21 protein-coding genes are annotated in these 20,585 nt (G+C 53.8%); 14 read left to right on the top strand and 7 right to left on the bottom strand.

Annotated features, from left to right (window positions below; genetic code table 11):
- Positions 1–285 precede the first annotated feature (285 nt).
- The 5 genes from AC0ZZU_RS18740 to AC0ZZU_RS18720 all read left to right on the top strand — a co-directional run bounded on the left by AC0ZZU_RS18740 (position 286) and on the right by AC0ZZU_RS18720 (position 4,901).
- Positions 286–537: a hypothetical protein gene (locus AC0ZZU_RS18740; protein WP_476342685.1), complete on the top strand. Its 252-nt coding sequence runs from the start codon at positions 286–288 to the stop codon at positions 535–537.
- A gap of 123 nt (positions 538–660) precedes the next feature.
- Positions 661–1,734, top strand: coding sequence for a reverse transcriptase family protein (locus tag AC0ZZU_RS18735; protein WP_476342683.1), 1,074 nt, complete (start codon positions 661–663; stop codon positions 1,732–1,734).
- 462 nt (positions 1,735–2,196) lie between these two features.
- Positions 2,197–3,279 (top strand): type I restriction endonuclease, encoded by a 1,083-nt coding sequence (locus tag AC0ZZU_RS18730; RefSeq protein WP_476342682.1) that lies wholly within the window; start codon positions 2,197–2,199, stop codon positions 3,277–3,279.
- A gap of 119 nt (positions 3,280–3,398) precedes the next feature.
- A complete protein-coding gene (locus AC0ZZU_RS18725) occupies positions 3,399–4,046 on the top strand; it encodes a DUF2971 domain-containing protein (RefSeq protein WP_476342680.1) in 648 nt (215 codons plus the stop codon).
- 42 nt (positions 4,047–4,088) lie between these two features.
- Positions 4,089–4,901 carry a DUF2971 domain-containing protein gene (locus tag AC0ZZU_RS18720; protein ID WP_476342678.1) on the top strand — a complete coding sequence of 271 codons (813 nt, stop codon included), beginning with the start codon at positions 4,089–4,091 and terminating at the stop codon, positions 4,899–4,901.
- A 733-nt stretch (positions 4,902–5,634) separates the two neighbouring features.
- Here the strand turns inward: AC0ZZU_RS18720 and AC0ZZU_RS18715 are convergent.
- Both AC0ZZU_RS18715 and AC0ZZU_RS18710 read right to left on the bottom strand, forming a co-directional pair.
- Positions 5,635–6,345 carry a recombinase family protein gene (locus AC0ZZU_RS18715; RefSeq protein ID WP_476342677.1) on the bottom strand — a complete coding sequence of 237 codons (711 nt, stop codon included), beginning with the start codon at positions 6,343–6,345 and terminating at the stop codon, positions 5,635–5,637.
- Positions 6,346–6,871: 526 nt separating this feature from the next.
- Complete coding sequence (locus AC0ZZU_RS18710) at positions 6,872–7,249, bottom strand: GNAT family N-acetyltransferase (protein ID WP_476342838.1); 378 nt, start codon at positions 7,247–7,249, stop codon at positions 6,872–6,874.
- 231 nt (positions 7,250–7,480) lie between these two features.
- Here AC0ZZU_RS18710 and AC0ZZU_RS18705 point away from each other — a divergent pair, with 231 nt between their 5' ends.
- The 7 genes from AC0ZZU_RS18705 to AC0ZZU_RS18675 are packed head-to-tail and all read left to right on the top strand — an operon-like array spanning position 7,481 to position 12,540.
- Positions 7,481–7,837 carry a metalloregulator ArsR/SmtB family transcription factor gene (locus tag AC0ZZU_RS18705; RefSeq protein WP_105642017.1) on the top strand — a complete coding sequence of 119 codons (357 nt, stop codon included), beginning with the start codon at positions 7,481–7,483 and terminating at the stop codon, positions 7,835–7,837.
- A 29-nt stretch (positions 7,838–7,866) separates the two neighbouring features.
- Complete coding sequence (locus tag AC0ZZU_RS18700) at positions 7,867–9,150, top strand: arsenic transporter (RefSeq protein ID WP_476342675.1); 1,284 nt, start codon at positions 7,867–7,869, stop codon at positions 9,148–9,150.
- Positions 9,151–9,164: 14 nt separating this feature from the next.
- Complete coding sequence (locus AC0ZZU_RS18695; RefSeq protein WP_027917259.1) at positions 9,165–9,635, top strand: arsenate reductase ArsC; 471 nt, start codon at positions 9,165–9,167, stop codon at positions 9,633–9,635.
- 23 nt (positions 9,636–9,658) lie between these two features.
- Entirely contained in the window at positions 9,659–10,372 is a 714-nt protein-coding gene (gene arsH, locus AC0ZZU_RS18690; RefSeq protein ID WP_476342673.1) for an arsenical resistance protein ArsH, read from the top strand.
- Between the two features lie 27 nt (positions 10,373–10,399).
- Positions 10,400–10,879, top strand: coding sequence for a cyclin-dependent kinase inhibitor 3 family protein (locus AC0ZZU_RS18685; RefSeq protein ID WP_476342836.1), 480 nt, complete (start codon positions 10,400–10,402; stop codon positions 10,877–10,879).
- Positions 10,880–10,904: 25 nt separating this feature from the next.
- Entirely contained in the window at positions 10,905–11,987 is a 1,083-nt protein-coding gene (locus AC0ZZU_RS18680; RefSeq protein WP_476342672.1) for an ArsO family NAD(P)H-dependent flavin-containing monooxygenase, read from the top strand.
- Complete coding sequence (locus AC0ZZU_RS18675) at positions 11,980–12,540, top strand: arsinothricin resistance N-acetyltransferase ArsN1 family B (RefSeq protein ID WP_476342671.1); 561 nt, start codon at positions 11,980–11,982, stop codon at positions 12,538–12,540. Before AC0ZZU_RS18680 ends, AC0ZZU_RS18675 begins: the two co-directional genes overlap by 8 nt.
- A 124-nt stretch (positions 12,541–12,664) precedes the next feature.
- Here AC0ZZU_RS18675 and AC0ZZU_RS18670 read toward each other — a convergent pair whose 3' ends face one another.
- Positions 12,665–12,895, bottom strand: a complete 231-nt coding sequence (locus tag AC0ZZU_RS18670) for a helix-turn-helix domain-containing protein (RefSeq protein WP_084212844.1) — start codon at positions 12,893–12,895, stop codon at positions 12,665–12,667.
- A gap of 96 nt (positions 12,896–12,991) precedes the next feature.
- Between AC0ZZU_RS18670 and AC0ZZU_RS18665 the strand changes: the two genes are divergently transcribed.
- Positions 12,992–13,336 (top strand): hypothetical protein, encoded by a 345-nt coding sequence (locus AC0ZZU_RS18665; protein ID WP_476342669.1) that lies wholly within the window; start codon positions 12,992–12,994, stop codon positions 13,334–13,336.
- 1,658 nt (positions 13,337–14,994) lie between these two features.
- Here the strand turns inward: AC0ZZU_RS18665 and AC0ZZU_RS18660 are convergent.
- The 4 genes from AC0ZZU_RS18660 to cysZ form a co-directional block, all read right to left on the bottom strand.
- Positions 14,995–15,609 carry an ATP-dependent Clp protease proteolytic subunit gene (locus AC0ZZU_RS18660; protein ID WP_476342667.1) on the bottom strand — a complete coding sequence of 205 codons (615 nt, stop codon included), beginning with the start codon at positions 15,607–15,609 and terminating at the stop codon, positions 14,995–14,997.
- Between the two features lie 333 nt (positions 15,610–15,942).
- Complete coding sequence (locus AC0ZZU_RS18655; protein ID WP_476342665.1) at positions 15,943–16,680, bottom strand: phage antirepressor KilAC domain-containing protein; 738 nt, start codon at positions 16,678–16,680, stop codon at positions 15,943–15,945.
- Between the two features lie 880 nt (positions 16,681–17,560).
- Positions 17,561–18,850, bottom strand: a complete 1,290-nt coding sequence (locus tag AC0ZZU_RS18650; protein ID WP_476342663.1) for a DUF6538 domain-containing protein — start codon at positions 18,848–18,850, stop codon at positions 17,561–17,563.
- Between the two features lie 51 nt (positions 18,851–18,901).
- Positions 18,902–19,669, bottom strand: coding sequence for a sulfate transporter CysZ (gene cysZ / locus AC0ZZU_RS18645; protein WP_476342661.1), 768 nt, complete (start codon positions 19,667–19,669; stop codon positions 18,902–18,904).
- Positions 19,670–19,936: 267 nt separating this feature from the next.
- Here cysZ and AC0ZZU_RS18640 point away from each other — a divergent pair, with 267 nt between their 5' ends.
- Positions 19,937–20,536, top strand: coding sequence for a peroxiredoxin (locus AC0ZZU_RS18640; protein ID WP_158460390.1), 600 nt, complete (start codon positions 19,937–19,939; stop codon positions 20,534–20,536).
- Positions 20,537–20,585 lie beyond the last annotated feature (49 nt).

Genomic DNA, 20,585 nt, shown 5'->3' with positions numbered 1-20,585 from the left:
TAAGGTTTCGCCTATCGTTCGCACTGAGCGGTATTGCGGCCTTAAGCGTTGGCTGGGTGCTTCGCTATTCGCCAGCAGATGCAATTAGCGTTGGCTTTATGCTTCGCTATTCGTTGACGGCTGCAATGTGAGGTGACGTGGAGCAATACGTGGCGGCGGCGGCTTATCGATCTTGATAAATCAATATCGACAAGCAGAACTGTGGTTTGTAGTGGTGTCTTGGTAGTTCCATTCGGCCCGGAATGCTTTGGCGGCGGCAATTTCGCCGGTCAAGGAGCTACAACCATGTTGCGATTGAAGAAGGCGGCTGGTCCTCGGACTAAGCTGCAAAAGCACGATAACCAAGACACCCGCGTTACAGTCGATGGCAAGGAATCAAAGAAGGAAAGGGGGAAAGGCAATCGTATAAAGCGCCTTCGTGACGTAGTGAAGGAGCTTGTGATTCGCCAAGCACTTCTGGATCTCTGGGAAAACAAGCTTGAGTACTGGGAGTATGTCTGTGATGCTATGGACAAGCTCATTGGGTTGATCTCATGACGCAACAAATCACATCATTCGAATTCTGAAGGGCCGATCTACGTATCGGCCCTTCTTCATTTCAGGGTTTGGAATATGGACGCTCCTACGTACCCCTTCAGGCCAATTCATAGTGTAAAGGCATTGGCCCTAGCGCTTGGCGAGAGCGAGCAACTGCTTGAAAGGCTTGCCGCCAGAGCTGATCGAATGTACCGCCATGTGCCCCAAGAGAAGAAAGTTAAGCCAGGTAAGCCGCGCGAGACGCGAGACACCTACGATGCCCACGAACCTCTCAAGAGGGTGCAACGTAAACTCGTAGACAGATTGTTGTCAAAAGCGATTTTCCCTGCCTACCTCCATGGTGGGATTAAGGATCATCAGTCTCCGAGAAGCATTCATAGTAATGCCGCTGTGCATGCAGGATCAAAGTACCTCGTTCTTCAGGACATCCAGGACTTCTACCCGTCTATATCGATACAGCAGGTTGATGCCTTATTTCGTCAGCTGTTCGGATTCGGCAGGGCTGTAGCAACCTTGCTGTCGTCTATATGCACCCGTGAGGGTAGTACTCCGCAAGGCGCTAGCACCAGCGGCTACATTGCCAATTTGTTGTTCTGGGACGTGGAGCCCAAGATAGTAAAAGACCTCATGGGACGCGGCTTTCAGTACTCCCGATTTGCTGACGACATCACTGTTTCTTGTCGCCATGAGCCGTCATCGAACGAGCTATCCGACATCGTTTCAACCATCACTGGGATGCTAGCTTCCAAAGGATGTCGGCAGAAGCGTGCGAAGCTTCATATGCGTGTTCGTGGTCAGGGCATAAAAACTGATGACGCAACCTTCCAGCCGGTTACGGTGACCGGGTTGAGTGTGTTTAACTCCAAGCCAGGGCTGACTAAGTCGGAGCGTAAGCGTATACGCTCAGCAGTGCGGGAGCTTGAGCTAATGAGCGAGGCCGGTAGTCGTTGGCTCGATCTTGAGCCCGTCTACAACCGTGCGATGGGGCGAGTAGGAAGACTCATAGCTTGCGGTCATCCTAATGGCGAAGCATTCAAGACGCGTCTCAATGCTGTGAAGCTGTCGCATCAAACGCCATTGCTTGATCGTTACACGCTAACTACGACAGGCGTGCCCGAAGCCGCTACTCCATCAATCGGAGAGAGGGTACTCGAAATTTATTCAGCGGAGCGAGATGGTCCTCTGCCTTGGGAATGATGTCGTTGTCTATTGGGGGCATTCCATGTAGGAAATATGCTTCACTTGCTGGCAACGACACCGCAACTCCCCAGCCCTATTGGTGCCAGTGTCAAAGCAGGGCAGTCCTGAGGGCTTGTAGCTGTGCCACTTCGTTGGACATCGCTAGGGTATCCGACACAAGCCCCTCAGTGGTGTGGCTGGCGGGACTGCCTACATTACGTAAGTACTTAATTTTAAGAAACTTTTATCTCTCAAGATTTAGAAGTTTGACGGCGTTTAGGTGCACCTGAGTCGTGCATCATGACGAGCTTTCAAGCCTTGGCTAGCCTTCTCTCCAACGACCTTTGCTTGTCATGCCGCCTTCAGGATCGACGTACCTATACGTTTCTGTTGATCTGAGCTATTAACCTCGTAATGATTGGTAATTGCCAGCATGGCAGCAGTACTACTAGGATGTGGCATCTGACCGAGGAGCTAGAGATGGAATTCGTAGAGCGACTGAACGCGTTATCAGCCAAAATCCGCCAACAGGGTCCTGCTATCCAAACGGAAGAGGCGACCAAGATCGCCTTTGTCATGCCCTTCATTAACTCGGTCCTGGGCTACGATGTCTTCGATCCCTCTGAGGTAACGCCAGAGTACATTTGCGACGTTGGCACAAAAAAGGGCGAGAAGATCGACTACGCCATCATGAAGAATGGCGAAATCCAGATCCTGATTGAGTGCAAGAAGATTGGTGAGCCGCTGCACATCAACCATGCTAGCCAGCTCTTCAGGTACTTCCACGTCACCACTGCACGTATCTCGATTCTTACCAACGGGCAGGTTTACAGGTTCTTCACGGACCTTGATGCCCCGAACAAGATGGATGAAAAGCCGTTCCTGGAGCTGGACCTGCTTGATCTGGATGAGCATGCACTGCCTGAGCTTCAGAAGCTGACCAAGTCCGCGTTCGATGTTGATTCCATCATCAGTGCTGCTGGTGAGCTGAAGTACGTAGGACAAATCAAGAAAGAGATGGCCTCGCAGTTCAGCCAACCAAGCGATGACTTCGTCAAGTTTTTCGCTACTCGGGTTTACGATGGAATCATCACTCAGAAGGTCCGTGAGCAGTTCACGACCTTGACTAGGAAGGCGGCAATCCAGTTCCTAGGTGATCAGATAAACGATCGGTTGAAGTCAGCGATGAGTGGGGCTGTAGAGCCTTCTTATGCAATGATGGCCGTTCAGGATAAATCAACAAGCGCGCCGGTTGGTGATGATGCTGAAGATCGAATCCAGACAACTCTTGAAGAGTTAGAAGGTTTCCATATAGTAAAGGCAATCGTGCGGGCAGTTGTAGATGCTAAGCGAATAGTACAGCGAGATACCCAAAGCTACTTTGGCATATTGCTTGATGACAATAATCGTAAGCCGATTTGCCGACTTCACTTTAATCGTAGTCAAAAGTATATAGGTATTTTTGATGGTGAGAAGAATGAGACGCGCCATCCAATTGCGTCGGTGGATGATATCTATGGGTTTGCAGAGCAGCTGAAGGCGACTATATCTCTGTACGAGTAGAGTGTCTGTCGCTTCGATGGCTTGATTGATATCGAGGAAGTTACCTTGCAAGTTGTCGTCGTCAAGATGTAAGTAGAGGTGTCGAGTTGGAGAGTCGCAATCGCTATCTGTATAGGATCATGAAGTTTGATCATGCTGTAGCGGCTTTGAAAGGGAAGCTTTATTTCTCTCATCCTTCTCGATGGGATGACCCCTATGAGACACACATAAAGCATAGCTATGATCATGCAGTATTTGCTCAGTGTTGGTCTACAGCCAGTCGGTCAGATGCTATGTGGAGAATTTATTCTCCCGATTATCTTGGAGTTCGACTCAGAACGACGGAGCGGAAGTTAGAAAGTGCCATGAAGGGGCATACGTCAAAGGGCGGCGGGTTTAAGCGTAGGCTCCAGAAAGTTAGATATCTTGGTCCTGTTGCTTATAAAAAAGAAGTTTCTGATATTGAAGCTATGATGGCTGATACTGATTTTGCCAGTCCTGCCCAGGCTGCTGACCTACTGTGCGTAAAACGATCCGCGTTCAAGCATGAGGAAGAGGTGAGAGCGATCTTCTTTAGCGCTAAGGCAATGCGCGATCAGCACCCGGCAGTGACCGGAATCGAGGTGCCTGTAGATGGGTTTAAGCTCATAGAAACTGTAATGCTCGATCCTAGGGCGCCTGATGAGCTCTGCTTGGCGATGAAGCACTATATAAAGGATGTGCTGAAGTTCCCCCGTACTGTAGGTAAATCTCAGCTATATACCGTGCCGTCTAGGAAGGCGCCGTGAATGGCTCGTGGGTGATCATGTTGAGGTCGGGTTGGACAGTCTATGATTTTTGATGTTACTGATCATAATAAATATCTGTATCACTATACTTCAGCTCAGAAAGCTATCGATTATATACTCAAGGAGCGAACGCTCAGGCTTAGCTCTTATGTCACAACTAATGACCCTAAAGAGCGGAAGGGTTGGCTGTTCGATTTCGGCACCAATGAAGGTCGGGATCTTGTTAAATATAATCGGGATGAGTACTCCAGCTGGTTATCTGGAGAATTCAAGAGTAAAACGTTGATGGCGTGTCTGTCGAGAGATTCTGGGCGGCTATCTGGTAACCATATAAACGATATTTTCAAGAGGGGTTTTTGCAAGCCTCGAATGTGGGCTCAGTACGGGGATAATCATCGAGGAGTGTGCTTGGTTTTTGATCGTGAAAGGCTCCAGCGTCAGATTGCCTCACAGCTTGCTAGTAAGTACGCGGTCTTGTTTGGTCCGGTTAATTACATTGATCGAAGCATTGCTCGTGATCTATTCATAGAACAGCAGTATACGATTAGCGTGGATGTTCTTGAGTTTGTAGGGCGTGAGGATTACTTCCTTCGCCACTTACATACCCACTATCAGAAATTATTTTTTGAGAAGATGTTGGATTGGAAGGATGAGAATGAGTGGCGTCTGGTTGCCTTCTCTGAAGCTGCTGACCCGTTATACTTAAGCTATGAAGATTCGTTGGTAGGGCTAGTTTTTGGTGACGAAACCTCCGAGGATGATAAGGGAAGAATATTTTCTGAGAACCATAATCGCGGGGTGCATCACATCGGCATCAAGTTGAAAAATTGTTCTCCTTGGTATGATTGGAAATGACATCTCTCGCTGAGGTAGATGCTATTAATTCCTCGTCAGTCTTGTGATATTTCTGTGTGAATCTGGGGGTAGGCTTCAAATAAACGCCAGCTGATAAGATTGCTCACCTGAACCACCAACAAGGTTAATATGGGTGTTAGCCATCTCTGATGGTCGCTATGCACGTAGACGTTCTATCGCTGAAGTGATCGCAGCGGAGTTTACGTCAAGTGCCTGAAGAGCAATCATTGCATTATCGTGAACGTTCACAGAGCCTCGTTGCCGAATCCAGGTACTGACTTCCTCGATTGCGGCTCTCAGGGCTGTCTGGTTCATCAACAGCGTCTCGATAGCATCAGCAGTTACAGCGGCCTTGTTATCCATGTCACGGGTTCCCTTACGTGGTCGGTGGCGCTCTGTATAGACAGCTTACAGGACCATTGCTAGTTGGCAGCAACATCAGTCTCTAACGGGCGTAATCAGTGAAGAGGGTTGCACAGGAATTTTCCAAGGCCGGGTGCCAGATTTTTACTTTCTGCACCTTGCTCAGGGTAGAAGACTAGTAGCTTTCGTGAGGCGGAATATCGGCGAGGCCATAGGGCGATAGGCCAAATCCGGTCAAATGTAAGGCGGTGCTTAATGCCCTGTGCTCTTGACCTGCCTCTCTGCGAGCCACATAACAGAATATCGTGGGGTAGGGGCCACCGTCCCTCTTATTGGCGCTGTAATCGCTTCGTAGGGCCTGGAAGCGCTATCAGCCGGTGGTACTGAAGGACAGTTCCAGGCGGGTCATCAGGCGAGAGACAGTCATCGGCTGGAAAGCACTTCCACGAGCCGTTGTCACGCCCTTGGCGTTAAGGCACTGAGCGATAGCGGCAAACGACATGCAGCCATCGTACAAGCACGCCTTGATATGGTGAGCGATGGCGTCAGCCCTGTTGTCTGCATTCGCCTTCTTGGCCCTTACAGCGGCATCATTCCCCACAGCCCAAGCCTTCGCACGACCTGCATCACGGCGGGCGATCTTCTCCAGGGCTTCGGTATCACCATCGGTAGCGAGTTTCTTCAATTCGGCCAATCCGGCCTTCGTGCGGGCACGGATCTTCAGCAGTTCTTCCTCGGCCAGTAGCGACTTAATGTTTCGCAGCAGGCCGCTGCTATGTACATCCTCTGCCTCAATGAACGTGTATTTCTTCTGCAAGGTTACGAAGTGGGCGTGATCCCGAGTGAGACGGTCGATGCGATGCACGACAACTGGACAGTTCAGTCCTTTAGCCATGGCGAGGGCGAGACGACACTGGGAGCGATCTTGAGGGTCGATGGAGCCCGATACACCTTCATCAGTGAAGTGGGCAACAATCTCCCATCCGTGCGTCTCCGCTGCGATCTTGATGGCAGCGAACTGGCCACCTACTGATAAACACTGGTCGTCTGTACTCATCCTTGCGTAGGCCACTACTTTCATCGCTTCCTCGCTCCGTCATCCAGAATGAGCTCATCTTAACATATTGCTGACGACCGTCTATGAAATGTTAAGTCGATGTTTGCGTTTTCATTGATGGTGGTGTCAGCACGGCGACTACCTAGTCTCTTTGCCTAGCGCGCTCTCCATGGTTATCGCACCGGCGAACGCTCGCATTTTGCTAATGACTTAATATTTGAGTGGTTAATGTGCTGGGAAGGGACTCTAGCTTAGTCCTGCGTTGGTCAATCCCAGTATTTCTGGGCTACCGATTGAGTTAGCTGGTGACAGGGTCGCTAGCAGGGGCAGGCGAAGATTAGATACGCATTAGTTAAACCAAGGGCGAACAGCGGGTAGCCGCAATCGACCCTTTGCAGCCGTTCGAGGTGTCTACGAAAACGAGGTCGATTCAGTTCGACATCTTTCGGGGGGCGCAGGACTCGTTCCTGGGACCCCTGAGAATGAACTCACTGGCGTCCGTGGAGGCGAGTTACCTGTGGTGACACCGAGTTGATGTCGCCAAGCTCCTTCACCATGTAGACCGCAGACGTCGGGCAGAGGCTGTTGAACTCCTCCGAATTGGAATTGCCTTTGGGGCTTGGGATCGGTCTCTGTGCTCATATCCCCGAGCCTCGAAGAAGTCGGGTGCTGTAGTGGTCAGCAGATGAAGGCTCTGGGCTCCGTCAGCTTCCGCTATTCGTTCAAGTGCTCTGAGCAGCAGGGTACCGATCCCTGACTTTCGCTGGGCCGGTACGACAACCAGTGAGCGAATCAGACGAGTCCGGCCACTTCCTTCAATGCCCCCGTATCCCAGCTCCGTTTCTCCCCGGTGAAAGGAATAGAACATTCGGTCGGGCTGCAAAAGGTCTTGGGTCGGCAAGCCCGCTGCAGTCAGATGCGCAGCCATGCCTTGGATTTGATCGGTACCAAGCAATCGGACAGAGATATCAGACTGGTTCATTGGGGACTCTGGGGATGGTATCGACGGCCAGTATAGGTCCCATAGCGCGGACTTTTTCCAGTTTTATGACGTCCCGTAAGGCGAGGCGGTTATAAATATCTGCTTTACCGCATATCTGAATCGGCATATATTCGGATTTCCAGATATTGGCCCTACACGCATTCCCCAGGAGGTCACATGCGGGAAACACTGACTCCCCCCATCGTTTTCAAATGCCTGGCTGATGACACCCGGGCCCGGATGACCCTGCTGATCGCCCGTGAAGGCGAACTCTGTGTCTGCGAACTTACCCACGCGCTGGAGCTGAGCCAGCCAAAGATATCCCGGCATCTTGCCCAGTTGCGCGAGGCTGGAATCCTGATGGATCGCCGCAAGGGTCAATGGGTGTACTACCGACTGCACCCCGAACTGCCGCAGTGGGTGGACGCGATGCTGAAGGGTGTGGTCGATGCCAACCAGGAATGGTTGAGCTCTGATGCATTGCGCCTTGCCGAAATGGGCGAGCGGCCGCAGAGCCCTGTTGCTTGTGCTTGAGACTTCCCTTCGCTGATTGAGTTGTAGTCATGCTGATCGCATTTTTGATTTTCCTGGTGACGATCGTTCTCGTCATCTGGCAGCCCAAAGGCCTGGGCGTGGGCTGGAGCGCCGCACTGGGGGCCGTCGTGGCGCTGCTGGCGGGCGTCGTGAGCGTGTCCGATATCCCCGTGGTCTGGCAGATCGTCTGGAACGCTACCGCCACTTTCATCGCCGTCATCATCATCAGCCTGCTGCTGGATGAGGCGGGGTTCTTCGAGTGGGCGGCATTGCACGTGGCCCGCTGGGGCAATGGCAGCAGCCGCAAGCTGTTCGCCTTCATCATCCTGTTGGGCGCCGCCGTCTCGGCTCTATTCGCTAACGACGGTGCGGCACTGATCCTGACCCCGATCGTCATCGCCATGCTGCTGGCCCTGCGCTTCTCCCCGGCGGCGACGCTGGCATTCGTCATGGCGGCTGGCTTCATCGCCGATACCGCGAGCTTGCCGCTGGTGGTTTCCAACCTGGTGAACATCGTTTCCGCCGACTACTTCGGCATCGGTTTCAGCGAGTACGCCTCGGTCATGGTGCCGGTGAACCTGGTTAGCATCGCCGCCACCCTGGGAATGCTGCTGTGGTTCTTCCGCAAGGACCTGCCGCGTACCTATGAACTCGACCAACTGAAGGCTCCCGAGGCCGCTATCCGCGACAAGGCGACGTTCGTTGCCGGCTGGTGGGTGCTTGCGCTGTTGCTGGTCGGCTTCTTCGCCATCGAGCCGCTGGGCGTTCCGATCAGCGCCATCGCTGCTGCCTGTGCGCTGATCCTCTACCTGATCGCCGCGCGTGGGCACGTGATTTCAACCCGCAAGGTGCTCAAGGACGCGCCTTGGCAGGTCGTGGTGTTCTCGCTTGGCATGTACCTCGTGGTCTATGGCCTGCGTAACGCCGGCCTCACCGACTACCTGACGCAGATCCTAAATGTCTTCGCCGGCTACGGGATCTGGGGCGCCTCCCTCGGGACGGGGCTGCTCGCCGCTGGCCTGTCGTCGGTCATGAACAACATGCCCACTGTGCTGGTAGGGGCCTTGTCGATCCATTCCGCCGAGGCCAACGGCATCGTGCGCGAGGCCATGGTCTACGCCAACGTCATCGGTTGTGACCTCGGTCCGAAAATCACCCCCATCGGCAGCCTGGCCACTTTGCTGTGGCTGCACGTGCTGGCCCGCAAGAACATCGTCATCACTTGGGGTTACTACTTCCGCACCGGCATCGTCCTGACGCTGCCGATCCTGCTTGCCACCTTGGCCGCATTGGCCATCCGCCTGAGCTTTTGAACCGGAGATACCTGATGAAAGTCTTGTTCATGTGCACCCACAACAGCTGCCGTAGCATCCTGTCCGAGGCGCTGTTCAATCACCTGGCCCCCGAGGGTATGGAAGCTGTGAGTTCTGGCAGCTTCCCAAGCGGCAAGGTCAATGAGCGGGCACTAAAAACATTGGAAGCCGCCGGTATCCCCACCGCTGGTCTTTCAAGCAAAGCCTCGGATGCCTTCGAGAGTTCTCCTCCCGACATCGTTGTCACCGTGTGCGACCGCGCTGCCGGCGAAGCCTGCCCGATCTTCTTCGGTCCATCGCTCAAAGCCCACTGGGGCCTGGCCGATCCTTCAGCGGTCACCGGGAGTGAGACAGAAATCGAAGAAGCCTTCCAGACCACACTTGCGAAGATCGATGAGCGCGTGCGCGCCTTCATTGCGCTGCCTTTCTCGCAACTGAGCCAGGACGAACTGAAAGCCGAACTTGCCCGAATCGGCGCGCTGTAGGCCCTGGATCAATGGAGACAGAAATGAACGACCACCTGCCAAATGTCCAACCAGAACTGATTGATCTGCCGTCGCTGGAGCGGCTGGCGCCGAAGGATCTTTCCACACACAAACCGCGCATCCTGTTGCTGTACGGATCGACCCGCGAACGCTCATTCAGCCGCTTGATGGTCCAGGAAGCTGCGCGCCTGCTGGAAGAGTTCGGCGCTGAAACCCGTATCTTCGACCCTTCCGGCCTGCCGCTGCCGGATGACGCTCCGGACTCCCACGAGAAGGTGCTGGAACTCCGCGAGCTGATGCAATGGTCCGAGGGCCAAGTGTGGTGCTCCCCCGAGCGTCACGGCTCAATGAGTGCTGTCTTCAAAGCGCAGATCGATTGGGTACCGCTGGCCATAGGCGCCGTTCGCCCAACCCAGGGCAAGACCCTCGCGGTGATGCAGGTGTGTGGAGGCTCGCAGTCTTTTAACGTGGTGAACCAACTGCGCGTGCTTGGCCGCTGGATGCGTATGTTTACCATCCCGAACCAGTCGTCGGTGCCAAAAGCCTTCCTGGAGTTCGATGAAGCCGGACGCATGAAACCGTCGTCTTTCTACGATCGACTGGTCGACGTAATGGAGGAACTGACCAAGTTCACGCTGCTGCTGCGTGATCGCCAGGATTACTTGGTAGACCGCTACTCCGAACGCAAAGAGTCGGCGGAAGAACTATCCAAGAGAGTCAATATTCGGTCTATTTGAGGTCATGAGCATGTCGCATCCTTACTCATTGAAATCCTTGCCCCATGCTCCGGGTGTACGGGTTTTACGCCTTGTCCGGGCACCCAGACCAGCGCTCTCGCTGAAAGCCTGGATACGCTCAAGCAGGCCGGTGCCGTAGCGCTTGTTACGCTGATGTCGGACGCAGAGCTTCAGGAAAACGGAGTTGCCCAGCTTGGCATCGCGGCCAAGCAGCATGGGTTGGAGTGGTTCCAGCTGCCGATCGAGGATGATCAGGCTCCTGATCAAAACTTCGAGGCTCGGCTGGGAGAGATTCGCCACCAGTTGGACGCTTTGCTCGCTTCCAACAAGGCCCTGGCAATCCACTGCAAGGGCGGCTCCGGCCGCACCGGGCTGTTCGCTGCCCGTCTGCTGATCGAATCCGGAATGCCGCGCCGCGAGGCGATCGCCTGGGTGCAGGAGCTTCGCCCTCGGGCGATTCAGAAGCCTGCGCACATCAACTACATCAACCAGTTCGGCGAAGACTGAGCGCTCCAGCCAGACAGGAGAAACCATGGCCACCGAAGGCGAACTACTCGATGTCATCGTAATTGGCGGCGGGCAGTCCGCGCTGACGGTGGCTTATTTTATCAAACGGGCCAAGCTGTCGTGCCTGCTGCTCGACGCCGAAGAGGCAGCGGGCGGGGCCTGGCGCCATGGCTGGGACTCGCTGACGCTGTTCTCGCCCTCCGCTTGGGGCTCGATCGCGGGCTGGCCGATGCCGCCAGTCACCGAAGGTAATCCCGATAGGGATCACGTGGTCAGCTATCTGGAGCAGTACGAGGCACGCTATGGGTTTCCTATCGTTCGCCCCGTCAGCGTCACGGCGGTGGAGCGAACCGGGCGTGGCCTTCGTGTGCGCTCTAAGGACCGCGACTGGGAAGCCCGTGCCGTCATCAGCGCGACGGGGACCTGGAGCAAGCCCTATGTTCCGGCCTATCCGGGAATAGAGCTGTTCCAGGGGCAGCAGATTCACTCTGCCCATTACCAGTCACCAGAGGCTTTCCAAGGAAAGCGCGTGCTGGTCGTTGGTGGTGGCAACTCGGGGGCGCAAATCTATGCGGAGCTGTCCGAGGTCGCCGACGCAACGTGGGTAACCTCGGAGGAGCCGGCGTTTCTGCCTGATGACGTCGATGGCCGGGTGCTGTTCGAACGGGCTACCGAGCGCCTCAAGGCTCAACAGGAGGGCCGTGTTATCAACGCACCGGTCGGCGGGCTTGGCGATATCGTCATGGTGCCCCCGGTGGTCCGGGCCCGCGAGCGAGGAGCCCTGCGGTCTGTAAGGCCTTTTGTCTCATTCACGCCTGACGGGGTCGTCTGGCCCAATGGTGAGAAAACCCAGGTCGATGCGGTGATCTGGTGTACCGGTTTCCGGCCGGCTCTGGATCACTTGCGGGACTTGGACGTGCTGGATGACAGCGGTAAGGTCGAGGTTGACGGGTCGCGCTCTATTCGCGAGCCGCGCCTCTGGCTGGTCGGATATGGCGACTGGACCGGCCTGGCCTCGGCGACGCTGATCGGCGTCACCCGTACCGCGCGCAGCACCGTAAACGAAGTAGTGGAATACATGAACAGCTTGGAGCAGCCGGATGCATAGCGGAATCGAGATTCGTGTCGCCAGACCAGAGGATGCAGAAGAGATCCAGATCATCTACGCGCCCATCGTGCTCAACACGGCTATCTCATTCGAAGAGGCAGTGCCGAGCGTGGAGCAAATGCGTGAGCGGATCTCCACGACGCTGCAAACCTACCCGTATCTGGTGGCTGTGCGAGAAGGACGAGTAGTCGGCTATGCCTACGCCAGTCAGCACCGCGCGCGTGCGGCGTACCGGTGGGCGGTGGATGTGACGGTGTATGTCGCTGAAGGGCAACGCCGCAGCGGGATTGCTCGCCAACTCTATGACGTGCTGCTGCCGGTTCTGAGGCGTCTGGGATATCGCTCGGCGTATGCCCGCATTGCCTTGCCGAATGAAGGCAGTGTCGGGCTGCACGAGCGATTCGGCTTCCAGCACATCGGTACGTTTCCGCAGGTCGGATTCAAGCTCGGTGCTTGGCATGATGTGGGGTATTGGCGGTTTGATTTCGGTGACGAAGGCCTTCGCCCCGAGTCTCCAATAAGCTTCCTATCCCAAATACCAATGCCACGTTAGAGCGTCCCAGTGAGTTTAGCTGTCTTCCGCGAAAGGCAGCTATGGGTCGTACCCGGACGCTCACTGATGTGGATAGAAATCGCGGCAAGTCGCACGAGGGGCGGTTCTTGGTGAATCGGACAGTTCACATCCCTTCAAACAGAGCGGCAATGCTGACGCCTAAAGCGTCGGCCAGCACCTTGATGGCGTTGATTGATGGGTTGGCCCCGCCCGTCTCGATCCTTGACATGTAGGTCCTGGCAAAGCCGCAACGATCAGCAAAGGCTTCTTGGCTCATGCCCATAGCCACACGCAGCTCCCTAACACGGGTGCCGAACTGGTGTTGAAGCGCAGGGGAAGGTGGGGGTGCAGGCATTCCCCAATGGTCCGGGGATGTGATCTAATCGTGAACACACTAATCGTGACATCCGTCGAAGGAACTACCTTCCTAGGGTGCCCAAGGATCCCATCGATGACCGAGCTAGCCTCAAATTCCTCTGCTCCCCAAGGCGCGGTGTACTTCAAGCCTGAAGCAATGACGCACATGCTCAGGCTGGTGCTTTCTGATCGCTCTGCTGGGGCAGTCATGCTTGCCCTGTGGTCGAACGTGGGCGAAGGCGGAACAGTACGGGTTACACAGGCAGCCATCGCCCATGAGTGCGACATAACCCTACGTAAGCTCTCTAAGGAGCTCACTTACCTTGTCGATGGCAGCTGGATCGAATTGGTAGATGTGAGCATCGAACCGGGCGGTCCACTTGTATGCACCATTAACCCTGTCGTTCTTCAGATGATGAAGCCCGAAGAACGGGTATGAGCGTGAGCTGACTGGATGATCCTTGCGGGCCTTCTTGCAGCGTTCACGAGGTTCACCAGAACGGCGTCCTGTGTATCTGCTCATCTGTGCACTGACCGCCATCCAGCAGTGCTCGCCACATTGATTAAAGCGAGGCGGAGCAACAGTGCTATGAGCCTTAACTGTCCAAGTAATGTGCTAACGCTTCGTCACGGAGTGATACTCCTTCTATTTTCAGTCAGGTAGGGGGTGGTAATGCACCACACCGCCCTGCATATTTAGTATTTTTTAGAATGCCTTGCGGCATGGTAGCTATAGAAGCGGGGGTAGAGGCGAAAGCCCCCGACCTGCTTAGGCTGAGCTGTAGGTTTAGATGTAACGTACCGTTACTGCGTTATGCTGCACTGATGCCTGTGAAGTTAAAAGCAAGACCAAGAGTGGGGAAGGGGTTGTGCCCCCCTCTTCCCCTGCTTAATAGAGATTGTTTATTCTGATACGTGTGTGCGTGGTAGGTAGCCACTTTCTTATATTATCTGTCGTTAATTGGTGCTGGTTGACCCCCTATGCCAGGCTCAAGGTCAACCTCGCCATACCATTTTTTGACCGTGTTTTTGGATATTCCCAGCTGCTTCGCAATGGTCTTTTTTGGAGTCTTGGATCTGATCATTATTAACGCCGCTTGTTTCATAGGGTGCTCTGTGTTATTAGCCGGTTCGGAATGCTCATCATTCGCTCCCCATAGCTTGTTGAATTCCACAGACATATCCAAGGATTGAATGATCGCTGGATGCCGCTCAAGATATAGAGCAATACCTCGTAACGCTATTCTACTTGCTTCGACAACTCGCTCTATTTGTCGGGTGCACATAGGATTCCGGTCGTGGTTTAGCAATTTCTCTGCTGCAGCTGCTGTTGAGATTATAGGTAGTCGAAGCACTCGCATTACGTCTTCGAGAGAGACGCTTAGCTTCCCGTTAATCACGCCTGGCCCTGTGTGTATTGCCCCGAATGCGATGTCATCTAGCCAAGGTGTTGGGTGTTGTTCTATTTTCAAAGTGTATAGCACTGCCGCCAAAGGATTGCATGTGACTTGCGGTTTTCGTCCGAGAGTTGGCTGCTTGTTTGATTTGCTAACTTGACCCGCTGGAGGTAACTCGATGAACCTGGGTGGGTGCTTCGATTGAGGTGGCGTTACGTCAATGGGTGCTATAGATCCATCATCTTCGATGTTGCAGCGCTCTCGTGAACTTTTTTGGATTGCCTTTGTGTACACGATAGGTTCGGGGGTGTAGGCAGAAGTTGTATATTCACCGTAATGTTCCCCTGTGATCTTGTCGTAGACATGACATCCCTCTAGTGCTGTACGTGCTTCTGCTACTCTTTTTCGTGCTGTTTCGCGGTGTGACAAATTCAGTGCTCTATCGGTAATGCCTGTTTGCAGTTTTTGTATCTTGGCGCTGTTATATATGTTAAGTCTCTAGGTGTCATAGGAGTCTTCGTCGTATTTGGTGGGGCTGATAACCCCCGAATTTCTCAGTGGACTTAAAAGTTTTCAAGTTAAAATTCTGAAGCGTGGGCCGGTCGTTGATCTTTCTTATCGATCTATGCTTATTATGCTTTGTTATCCGGCGATCTATAGGGCTAGGTATCTTTAACTTGTTTATAGTGTCGCTGGATGTCTATGGGGTGGGTCGCTCGTTGAGTTTGCGTTTATTACGCTGCTCATGGTAGACATCCAAGCATGCTTGCAAGTCATCGGCGTAGAAATCCAAGTGTTTCCCATTTTCTAGCAAATCATATTTTTCATCTTCTGAGAGAACCCCTTCGAAGGTTCTTTCAACCCATTTCTCATGCACATTCTTCATGTACTTTGCATGCTCACGAACATCAGACTCTTTACCGTACCCAGGGCTGTATGAGAGTGGGCTAATGATCATAGTGCTGCTATCACGTATCACCCAGTCATCGGCATGGAACGGGATGGCGCAAGCGACTCCAACACAAGTCAGGCCGATCTCCACAACAATGTGCGCGGTACATTCATCCATGCGGCGGCAGAGATAGTCACAGGCCTCAAGGCTGCCGCCTGATGAAGATAGCTGAATGTAGACTTCATCGTTTTCTGTGGCGTTAGCGAGAATTTGGGTTAGCTCGTCGTATTCGTCGATTTCTCCAATCGGTCCGGTTATTGGAACAACGTATTGAGCGTATGTTAGTTTCTTGATGAGAACGTTCTTCGAAGGGTAAATGGTTAGAAGTTTTTGCGGTTGGGTAATCATGTTTTCAGTGTTCATTTTGGTTTCTTAAAGTGATGAGTGTCCGTGGCTCGGTTTAAATATTTACTGGGCTTGGTCGGTGTCACATCGATTTATTGTGGCTTCAGCGTGGTTGCTGCAGTGATGCTGTTCAGGTGCTAGTAATCAGATTGCTACCTAAGGGACTGCTATACAGTGCGCGAGTTAAAGTGCTAAGGGTGGCTTGTTCAGATACGAGTCACCCCTGAAGCGTATGTCTTCCAGGTCGGTTCATGAAGTCGCCCAGGCAGAATGTCACTTCTATTCTAGCGCTCAGTTGAGTCAAAGCTATCTGTGCAGCAAAGGACGGCTGTGAGTTCAGTGCTTGGTTATTTATAGTCCAATACGACCATGCTTATCGATAAACTTTTTAAGCCAGATCAGTCCCTTTCCAGTTACAAGTGGAATTGGCTTGGGGTTACGATTGCCATCGGAATCCTCATAAAAACCCCACTCTACTTTAAAGCGCCCGCGGTCCAAGTGTTCCTGATATGGGAGGTTCTGCTTGTAACCACCTGCTGTCAGCACTCCGTGCTTGCGAAGGTAACGAAGAAGCCGTGTTTTCCCAGTATCCAGCGTCTTGGCAATGACGCCAAGGTTGAATACGTCGTTTGTATCCTGGATGGTGTCATAAAATTCAACCTTGTCAGCGTTCTCGTTGAGCTTTTCGTAAAGCTCACGTAACTGCTCTTGGTGGTCGAATACAAACTGCTCAAGGATGGATTGCACCATATTGGACCCCGAGATCATGATGTCAGGGTCGCAGTGACGCAGTTTAAAACAAGGTACTACCGTACCCGTGCTGTCGGTAGATTCAGTCAGGAATTTACTTGGGCAGAGATTAAGGCTTTTTAGTGCTGCGTAAATTTCCGACATGACCTGAGAGTGCGTTTTACCAGCTAGCAGTGCTACTTCCGTGCTATACACGGTCGTTGAAATCACTTGGTTGAACTCAGTATTCACGGTTACCGGTGGCACATATGCGCTATCGCTCTGGCGTTGTGGTGTGGCCCGGCGATGATGGCGAGTGGTGAAGTGACTGTTCTGTTGTATGCTATATTTCTGAGTCATAATGTAACCTTATTTGGGGTAAAGCTCTCCCGTGCTCTATATGTGAGCATATGTTCTGGGAGAATATATTTAATGTTCCTTGCGGGTGTGATGCTTGTTTGGCTGGCTAATGCATTGTGCTTTTCCTTCAATAGGGTATATGGGGTGTAAGTGTTGGTTGTTTAATTGTTTATGTCATCATATTTCTCTTGCTGTCGATGTGTGGAAAGCGTATTGGCTTTCAAGGTTGGCATAATAAAGTTGGTTGCTTGTTATGCTGGGTATAACAGTGCGTGGTACAGCGTTCTTGCTGATAGTCCGTCGTCGCTCTGTGTGGCGCCATCCTACCGAAGTTGGATTCTAATGCAATGCTTATTTGAATTTAGTTTTGGCGCTACATGTGGTATGTCCCGTATTTTTTGGCTTATCTCGGTGTTGTTAATTTAAGTTTGCCATATTCGATCTTGAAATTTGCTGGTTAATACCCCGGTATGGCGAAAATGTTAATTAATCTATCTCAGCTGGTAGGCGCATATGGTGCAAGTGAATGAGTGCAGCATTAGAGGGTTGACCGAGAGTGAGATGTATGTGCTTCAGAGCATCTGCCATTGCGCGTATGGGGCTTCGGCTGCCGTGGATCCTGAAGGTCACCGCCGCGTCCTCGTGGCCGGCTATACGCTTGATCAGTGAGTCTCGAACCCCGCCATCACGTAGGAAGACAATGAGCGTATGGGTGGAAGGCTCGGCAGGTGTCTTGGCATCAGTGCCGCCCTGATACATTACGTAGCGGCCGAAGCGCCTTGAGTGAGTATGGCTCTGCTTCCACAGCGGCTATCAGTTCGCGGAGCAGGAGATGAGGTCTAACCCATCCCCGCTTTTGAGTTCTGAATACCACTAGGTTTCAGGTGCTAGGCAGTAGTCCGGCGGCTTTCGCAAGGCTAGGGATCTTTTGTATTTCTTGCGCCATTCGGGACAGGGGGTTAATGCCGTAGCTGTCCCCAACGTGCCCTGACGCATGGCCAGTGATCCAGTCGCTTACTTCCTTGGGTATGCCGTGTTCCCTGGCAAGAGTTTTGAAGCTGTGCCGGAAAGCATGCAGTGGGTTGCGGCCTGGTTGGTAGACCCCGCACCGCTGAGTAATTGGACGCCACGACTTGGAGACGATCCCTGCAAAGCCGTCGCTCACTTTTACTAATTGAGGGAAGACCCTTGTCCCTGGCAAACGGCCTTGTACGAGGGTCAGTAAGCCTAGGGCGATCAGGTCGGGATGAACAGGGATCTCCCTGCGGCTGCTGTCAGTCTTAACTGACTTGTCAGGTCGGTCGTCGATAATCCGAATGAACCACGAGCCCCCTGCGTGCTGGTGGATGTCTTCGACGTACAATTGAGCTAGTTCCTCACGTCTCCCACCGGTGTAGGCAGCGATCAACGGAATCCAGAACACTGCACTTCCTGGTCTACCTTCAGCAGTTCGCAGCCGCTGAAATTCAGGATGGCTGAACAGCGTAACCAGTTCGTTCCAGTTGTAGCCCCGGTTGTCGTCTAAACGTCGTTTCGCTTTTCCCGACCCGAGGCGCTTGTGAATGCGTGAAGCAGTTATGGGGTTGGTTTCGAGCAGACCGGAATCGACGGTGAACGCCATCACCGATGATAGTCGTGCCAGCAGTAAGCGAGTGGACGAGGTAGCCAGCGGCTTTACGTTGGGATCTGAGGGCTGGATCAAGTTGGCAGCGAACGCATGGATATGGGAGGGCTGAATCGAGGCGATTGGTTTGTCACCCATGTCAGAGATGAACCGGTTAACTGCACGGCTGTAGTCCACTACGTGGCGCCTCGAAACGTACTCTGACCTACCAGACATGGAGATGGACTGGACGTAGCGGGTGAGGGCTTCTGACAGCCTTATGGAGCTTTCTTTGAGAGCGGGCAATAAAGATGTGGGTAGGGGCTTACTTACCGTCTTTGGCTTACAGGGCTCAACGTAGAGGCCCTGGCGGGCATCATTGAACACCCGCTCCGACTCCGCATACGCAACGGCGAATGCAGCCTTCGCTTGCTGGTGGTTTCGAGTGTGCAGCGAACGGCGAATCTCGGTCTTGCCGATGATGTGCCTGAGGTCATCCGGCACCCTGCGACGTAGGTAATAGATGCCAGAGTCGGGGTGCCTGAATGGTTGAGCTATGAGTGCCATGTGTACCAGCCTTGTGTATCAGTGGGCTGGGAAAGGGCACTGCTTACGTGGTTAACGAGCGCTCGAAATGGACTGCTTCGCGATGGATGAGTCGCCCTTCTCGCGTACCCAGAACAGCGTCGCACCTGCCACGGCGGCAGGCATCATCAGGATGTTCACGAAAGGCACCATCAGCGCCAGGTAGGTGATCCCGCCAAAGCCCAGGCTCTGCCAGCGTTTCTGGCGCAGCCAGGCAAGCATGTCCTGCCATGTCATCTTGTTGTTGTCGGCTGGATAGTCGATGTACTGGATGGCCATCATCCAGACGCCGAACAGCAGCCACAACGGCGCCGCGACGATATTCACCACAGGGATCAGCGAGAGCACGAACAGGCCGATGGCCCGGGGCAGGAAGTAACCCAGCTTGCGCATTTCGCGGCTCAACGTCCTCGGTACCATGGCCATCAGCTCACCCCAGCTGAAGGCGGGGAAGTTGTCCTGCCCGCGCACCACCACCTCGACCTTTTCGGCCAGGAATCCGTTGAACGGCGCGGCAATGATATTGGCCACCAGCGTAAAGGTGAAAAACACCATCAGCAGCACAAGCACGACAAACAGCGGCCACAGGATGTAGGTCAGGAAACTCAGCCACTGCGGGAGGGCGGGCATCAAGGTGTCCACCCACAGGCTGAACTGATGGCCGGCAAAGTAGACAAGGCCTCCGAAGAGCACCAGGTTGATCACCAGCGGGAGCAGCACGAACAGGCGCAGGCCTGGGCTCAGGACCAGCTTCAACCCTTCGCGCAGGTACTGTGGGCCAGAGAGGACGGGGGCTTGCATCATGGAGCTCCGGAAAGATGGAAAACGCGCCGACCTTACCGAGTTTGACGGCGCGGCGAAAGCTGGGCAGGGCACGAGAAACGGCCTGTAACAAAAGCTCGAGGTGCTTTCACCGTCCATCCAATAGTCGACGGGTGAAGTCGGAGTGCATGGAATAGAGCCTGTCTATAAGGTGGATTGTAGAAGGATATTTCCTTAATCTCTGCCACCTCGCTAAAGTGCGCACAACTTTTCAACGCCTTCGGATCCTGTCTTTAAGGAGATTCCATGAGCATTCTGGTCAACAAGCAAGCCCCTGATTTCGACGCAGCCGCTGTACTGGGCGACGGTTCGATCGTCGACAGCTTCAAGCTTTCGTCCCTGCGCGGCAAATACGTCGTCCTGTTTTTCTGGCCGCTGGACTTCACCTTTGTGTGTCCGTCTGAAATCATTGCCCACAACAACCGCATGGACAAGTTCCGCGAGTTGGGTGTCGAAGTAGTGGGTGTATCCATCGACTCGCAGTTCACTCACCATGCCTGGCGCAGCACGCCGGTCGAGAAGGGTGGCATCGGCGAAGTCGAGTTCACCATGGTCGCCGACGTCAAGCACGAGATCACCCGGGCCTACGGCATCGAGCACGAAGCGGGCGTGGCCCTGCGTGCCTCGTTCCTGATCGACCAGCAAGGCGTGGTCCAGCACCAGGTGGTCAACAACCTGCCGCTTGGCCGTGAAGTCGATGAGATGGTCCGCCTGGTCGAAGCCCTGCAGTTCACCGAGCAGCACGGTGAAGTCTGCCCGGCCGGCTGGCGCAAGGGTCAGAAAGGCATGAAGGCCGACGCCAAGGGCGTGGCCGACTACCTGGCGGAAAACGCCAGCAGCCTGTAACGCACTTTCGCCTTTCAGGACCTGCGGCCAACGGCCTTCCCCAAGCGTC

Source organism: Pseudomonas sp. JE3303 (assembly GCF_056312565.1).
This window is presented reverse-complemented; position numbering and strand designations above follow the sequence as displayed.

Bases quoted from the DNA above. Each gene is read 5' to 3' on its own strand.
- AC0ZZU_RS18740 (WP_476342685.1), top strand. From the start codon at position 286: ATGTTGCGATTGAAGAAGGCGGCTGGTCCTCGGACTAAGCTGCAAAAG.
- AC0ZZU_RS18730 (WP_476342682.1), top strand. From the start codon at position 2,197: ATGGAATTCGTAGAGCGACTGAACGCGTTATCAGCCAAAATCCGCCAA.
- AC0ZZU_RS18725 (WP_476342680.1), top strand. From the start codon at position 3,399: ATGAAGTTTGATCATGCTGTAGCGGCTTTGAAAGGGAAGCTTTATTTC.
- AC0ZZU_RS18720 (WP_476342678.1), top strand. From the start codon at position 4,089: ATGATTTTTGATGTTACTGATCATAATAAATATCTGTATCACTATACT.
- AC0ZZU_RS18715 (WP_476342677.1), bottom strand. From the start codon at position 6,345: ATGAAAGTAGTGGCCTACGCAAGGATGAGTACAGACGACCAGTGTTTA.
- AC0ZZU_RS18710 (WP_476342838.1), bottom strand. From the start codon at position 7,249: ATGGCTGCGCATCTGACTGCAGCGGGCTTGCCGACCCAAGACCTTTTG.
- AC0ZZU_RS18705 (WP_105642017.1), top strand. From the start codon at position 7,481: ATGCGGGAAACACTGACTCCCCCCATCGTTTTCAAATGCCTGGCTGAT.
- AC0ZZU_RS18700 (WP_476342675.1), top strand. From the start codon at position 7,867: ATGCTGATCGCATTTTTGATTTTCCTGGTGACGATCGTTCTCGTCATC.
- AC0ZZU_RS18695 (WP_027917259.1), top strand. From the start codon at position 9,165: ATGAAAGTCTTGTTCATGTGCACCCACAACAGCTGCCGTAGCATCCTG.
- arsH (WP_476342673.1), top strand. From the start codon at position 9,659: ATGAACGACCACCTGCCAAATGTCCAACCAGAACTGATTGATCTGCCG.
- AC0ZZU_RS18680 (WP_476342672.1), top strand. From the start codon at position 10,905: ATGGCCACCGAAGGCGAACTACTCGATGTCATCGTAATTGGCGGCGGG.
- AC0ZZU_RS18675 (WP_476342671.1), top strand. From the start codon at position 11,980: ATGCATAGCGGAATCGAGATTCGTGTCGCCAGACCAGAGGATGCAGAA.
- AC0ZZU_RS18670 (WP_084212844.1), bottom strand. From the start codon at position 12,895: ATGCCTGCACCCCCACCTTCCCCTGCGCTTCAACACCAGTTCGGCACC.
- AC0ZZU_RS18665 (WP_476342669.1), top strand. From the start codon at position 12,992: ATGACCGAGCTAGCCTCAAATTCCTCTGCTCCCCAAGGCGCGGTGTAC.
- AC0ZZU_RS18660 (WP_476342667.1), bottom strand. From the start codon at position 15,609: ATGAACACTGAAAACATGATTACCCAACCGCAAAAACTTCTAACCATT.
- AC0ZZU_RS18655 (WP_476342665.1), bottom strand. From the start codon at position 16,680: ATGACTCAGAAATATAGCATACAACAGAACAGTCACTTCACCACTCGC.
- AC0ZZU_RS18650 (WP_476342663.1), bottom strand. From the start codon at position 18,850: ATGGCACTCATAGCTCAACCATTCAGGCACCCCGACTCTGGCATCTAT.
- cysZ (WP_476342661.1), bottom strand. From the start codon at position 19,669: ATGCAAGCCCCCGTCCTCTCTGGCCCACAGTACCTGCGCGAAGGGTTG.
- AC0ZZU_RS18640 (WP_158460390.1), top strand. From the start codon at position 19,937: ATGAGCATTCTGGTCAACAAGCAAGCCCCTGATTTCGACGCAGCCGCT.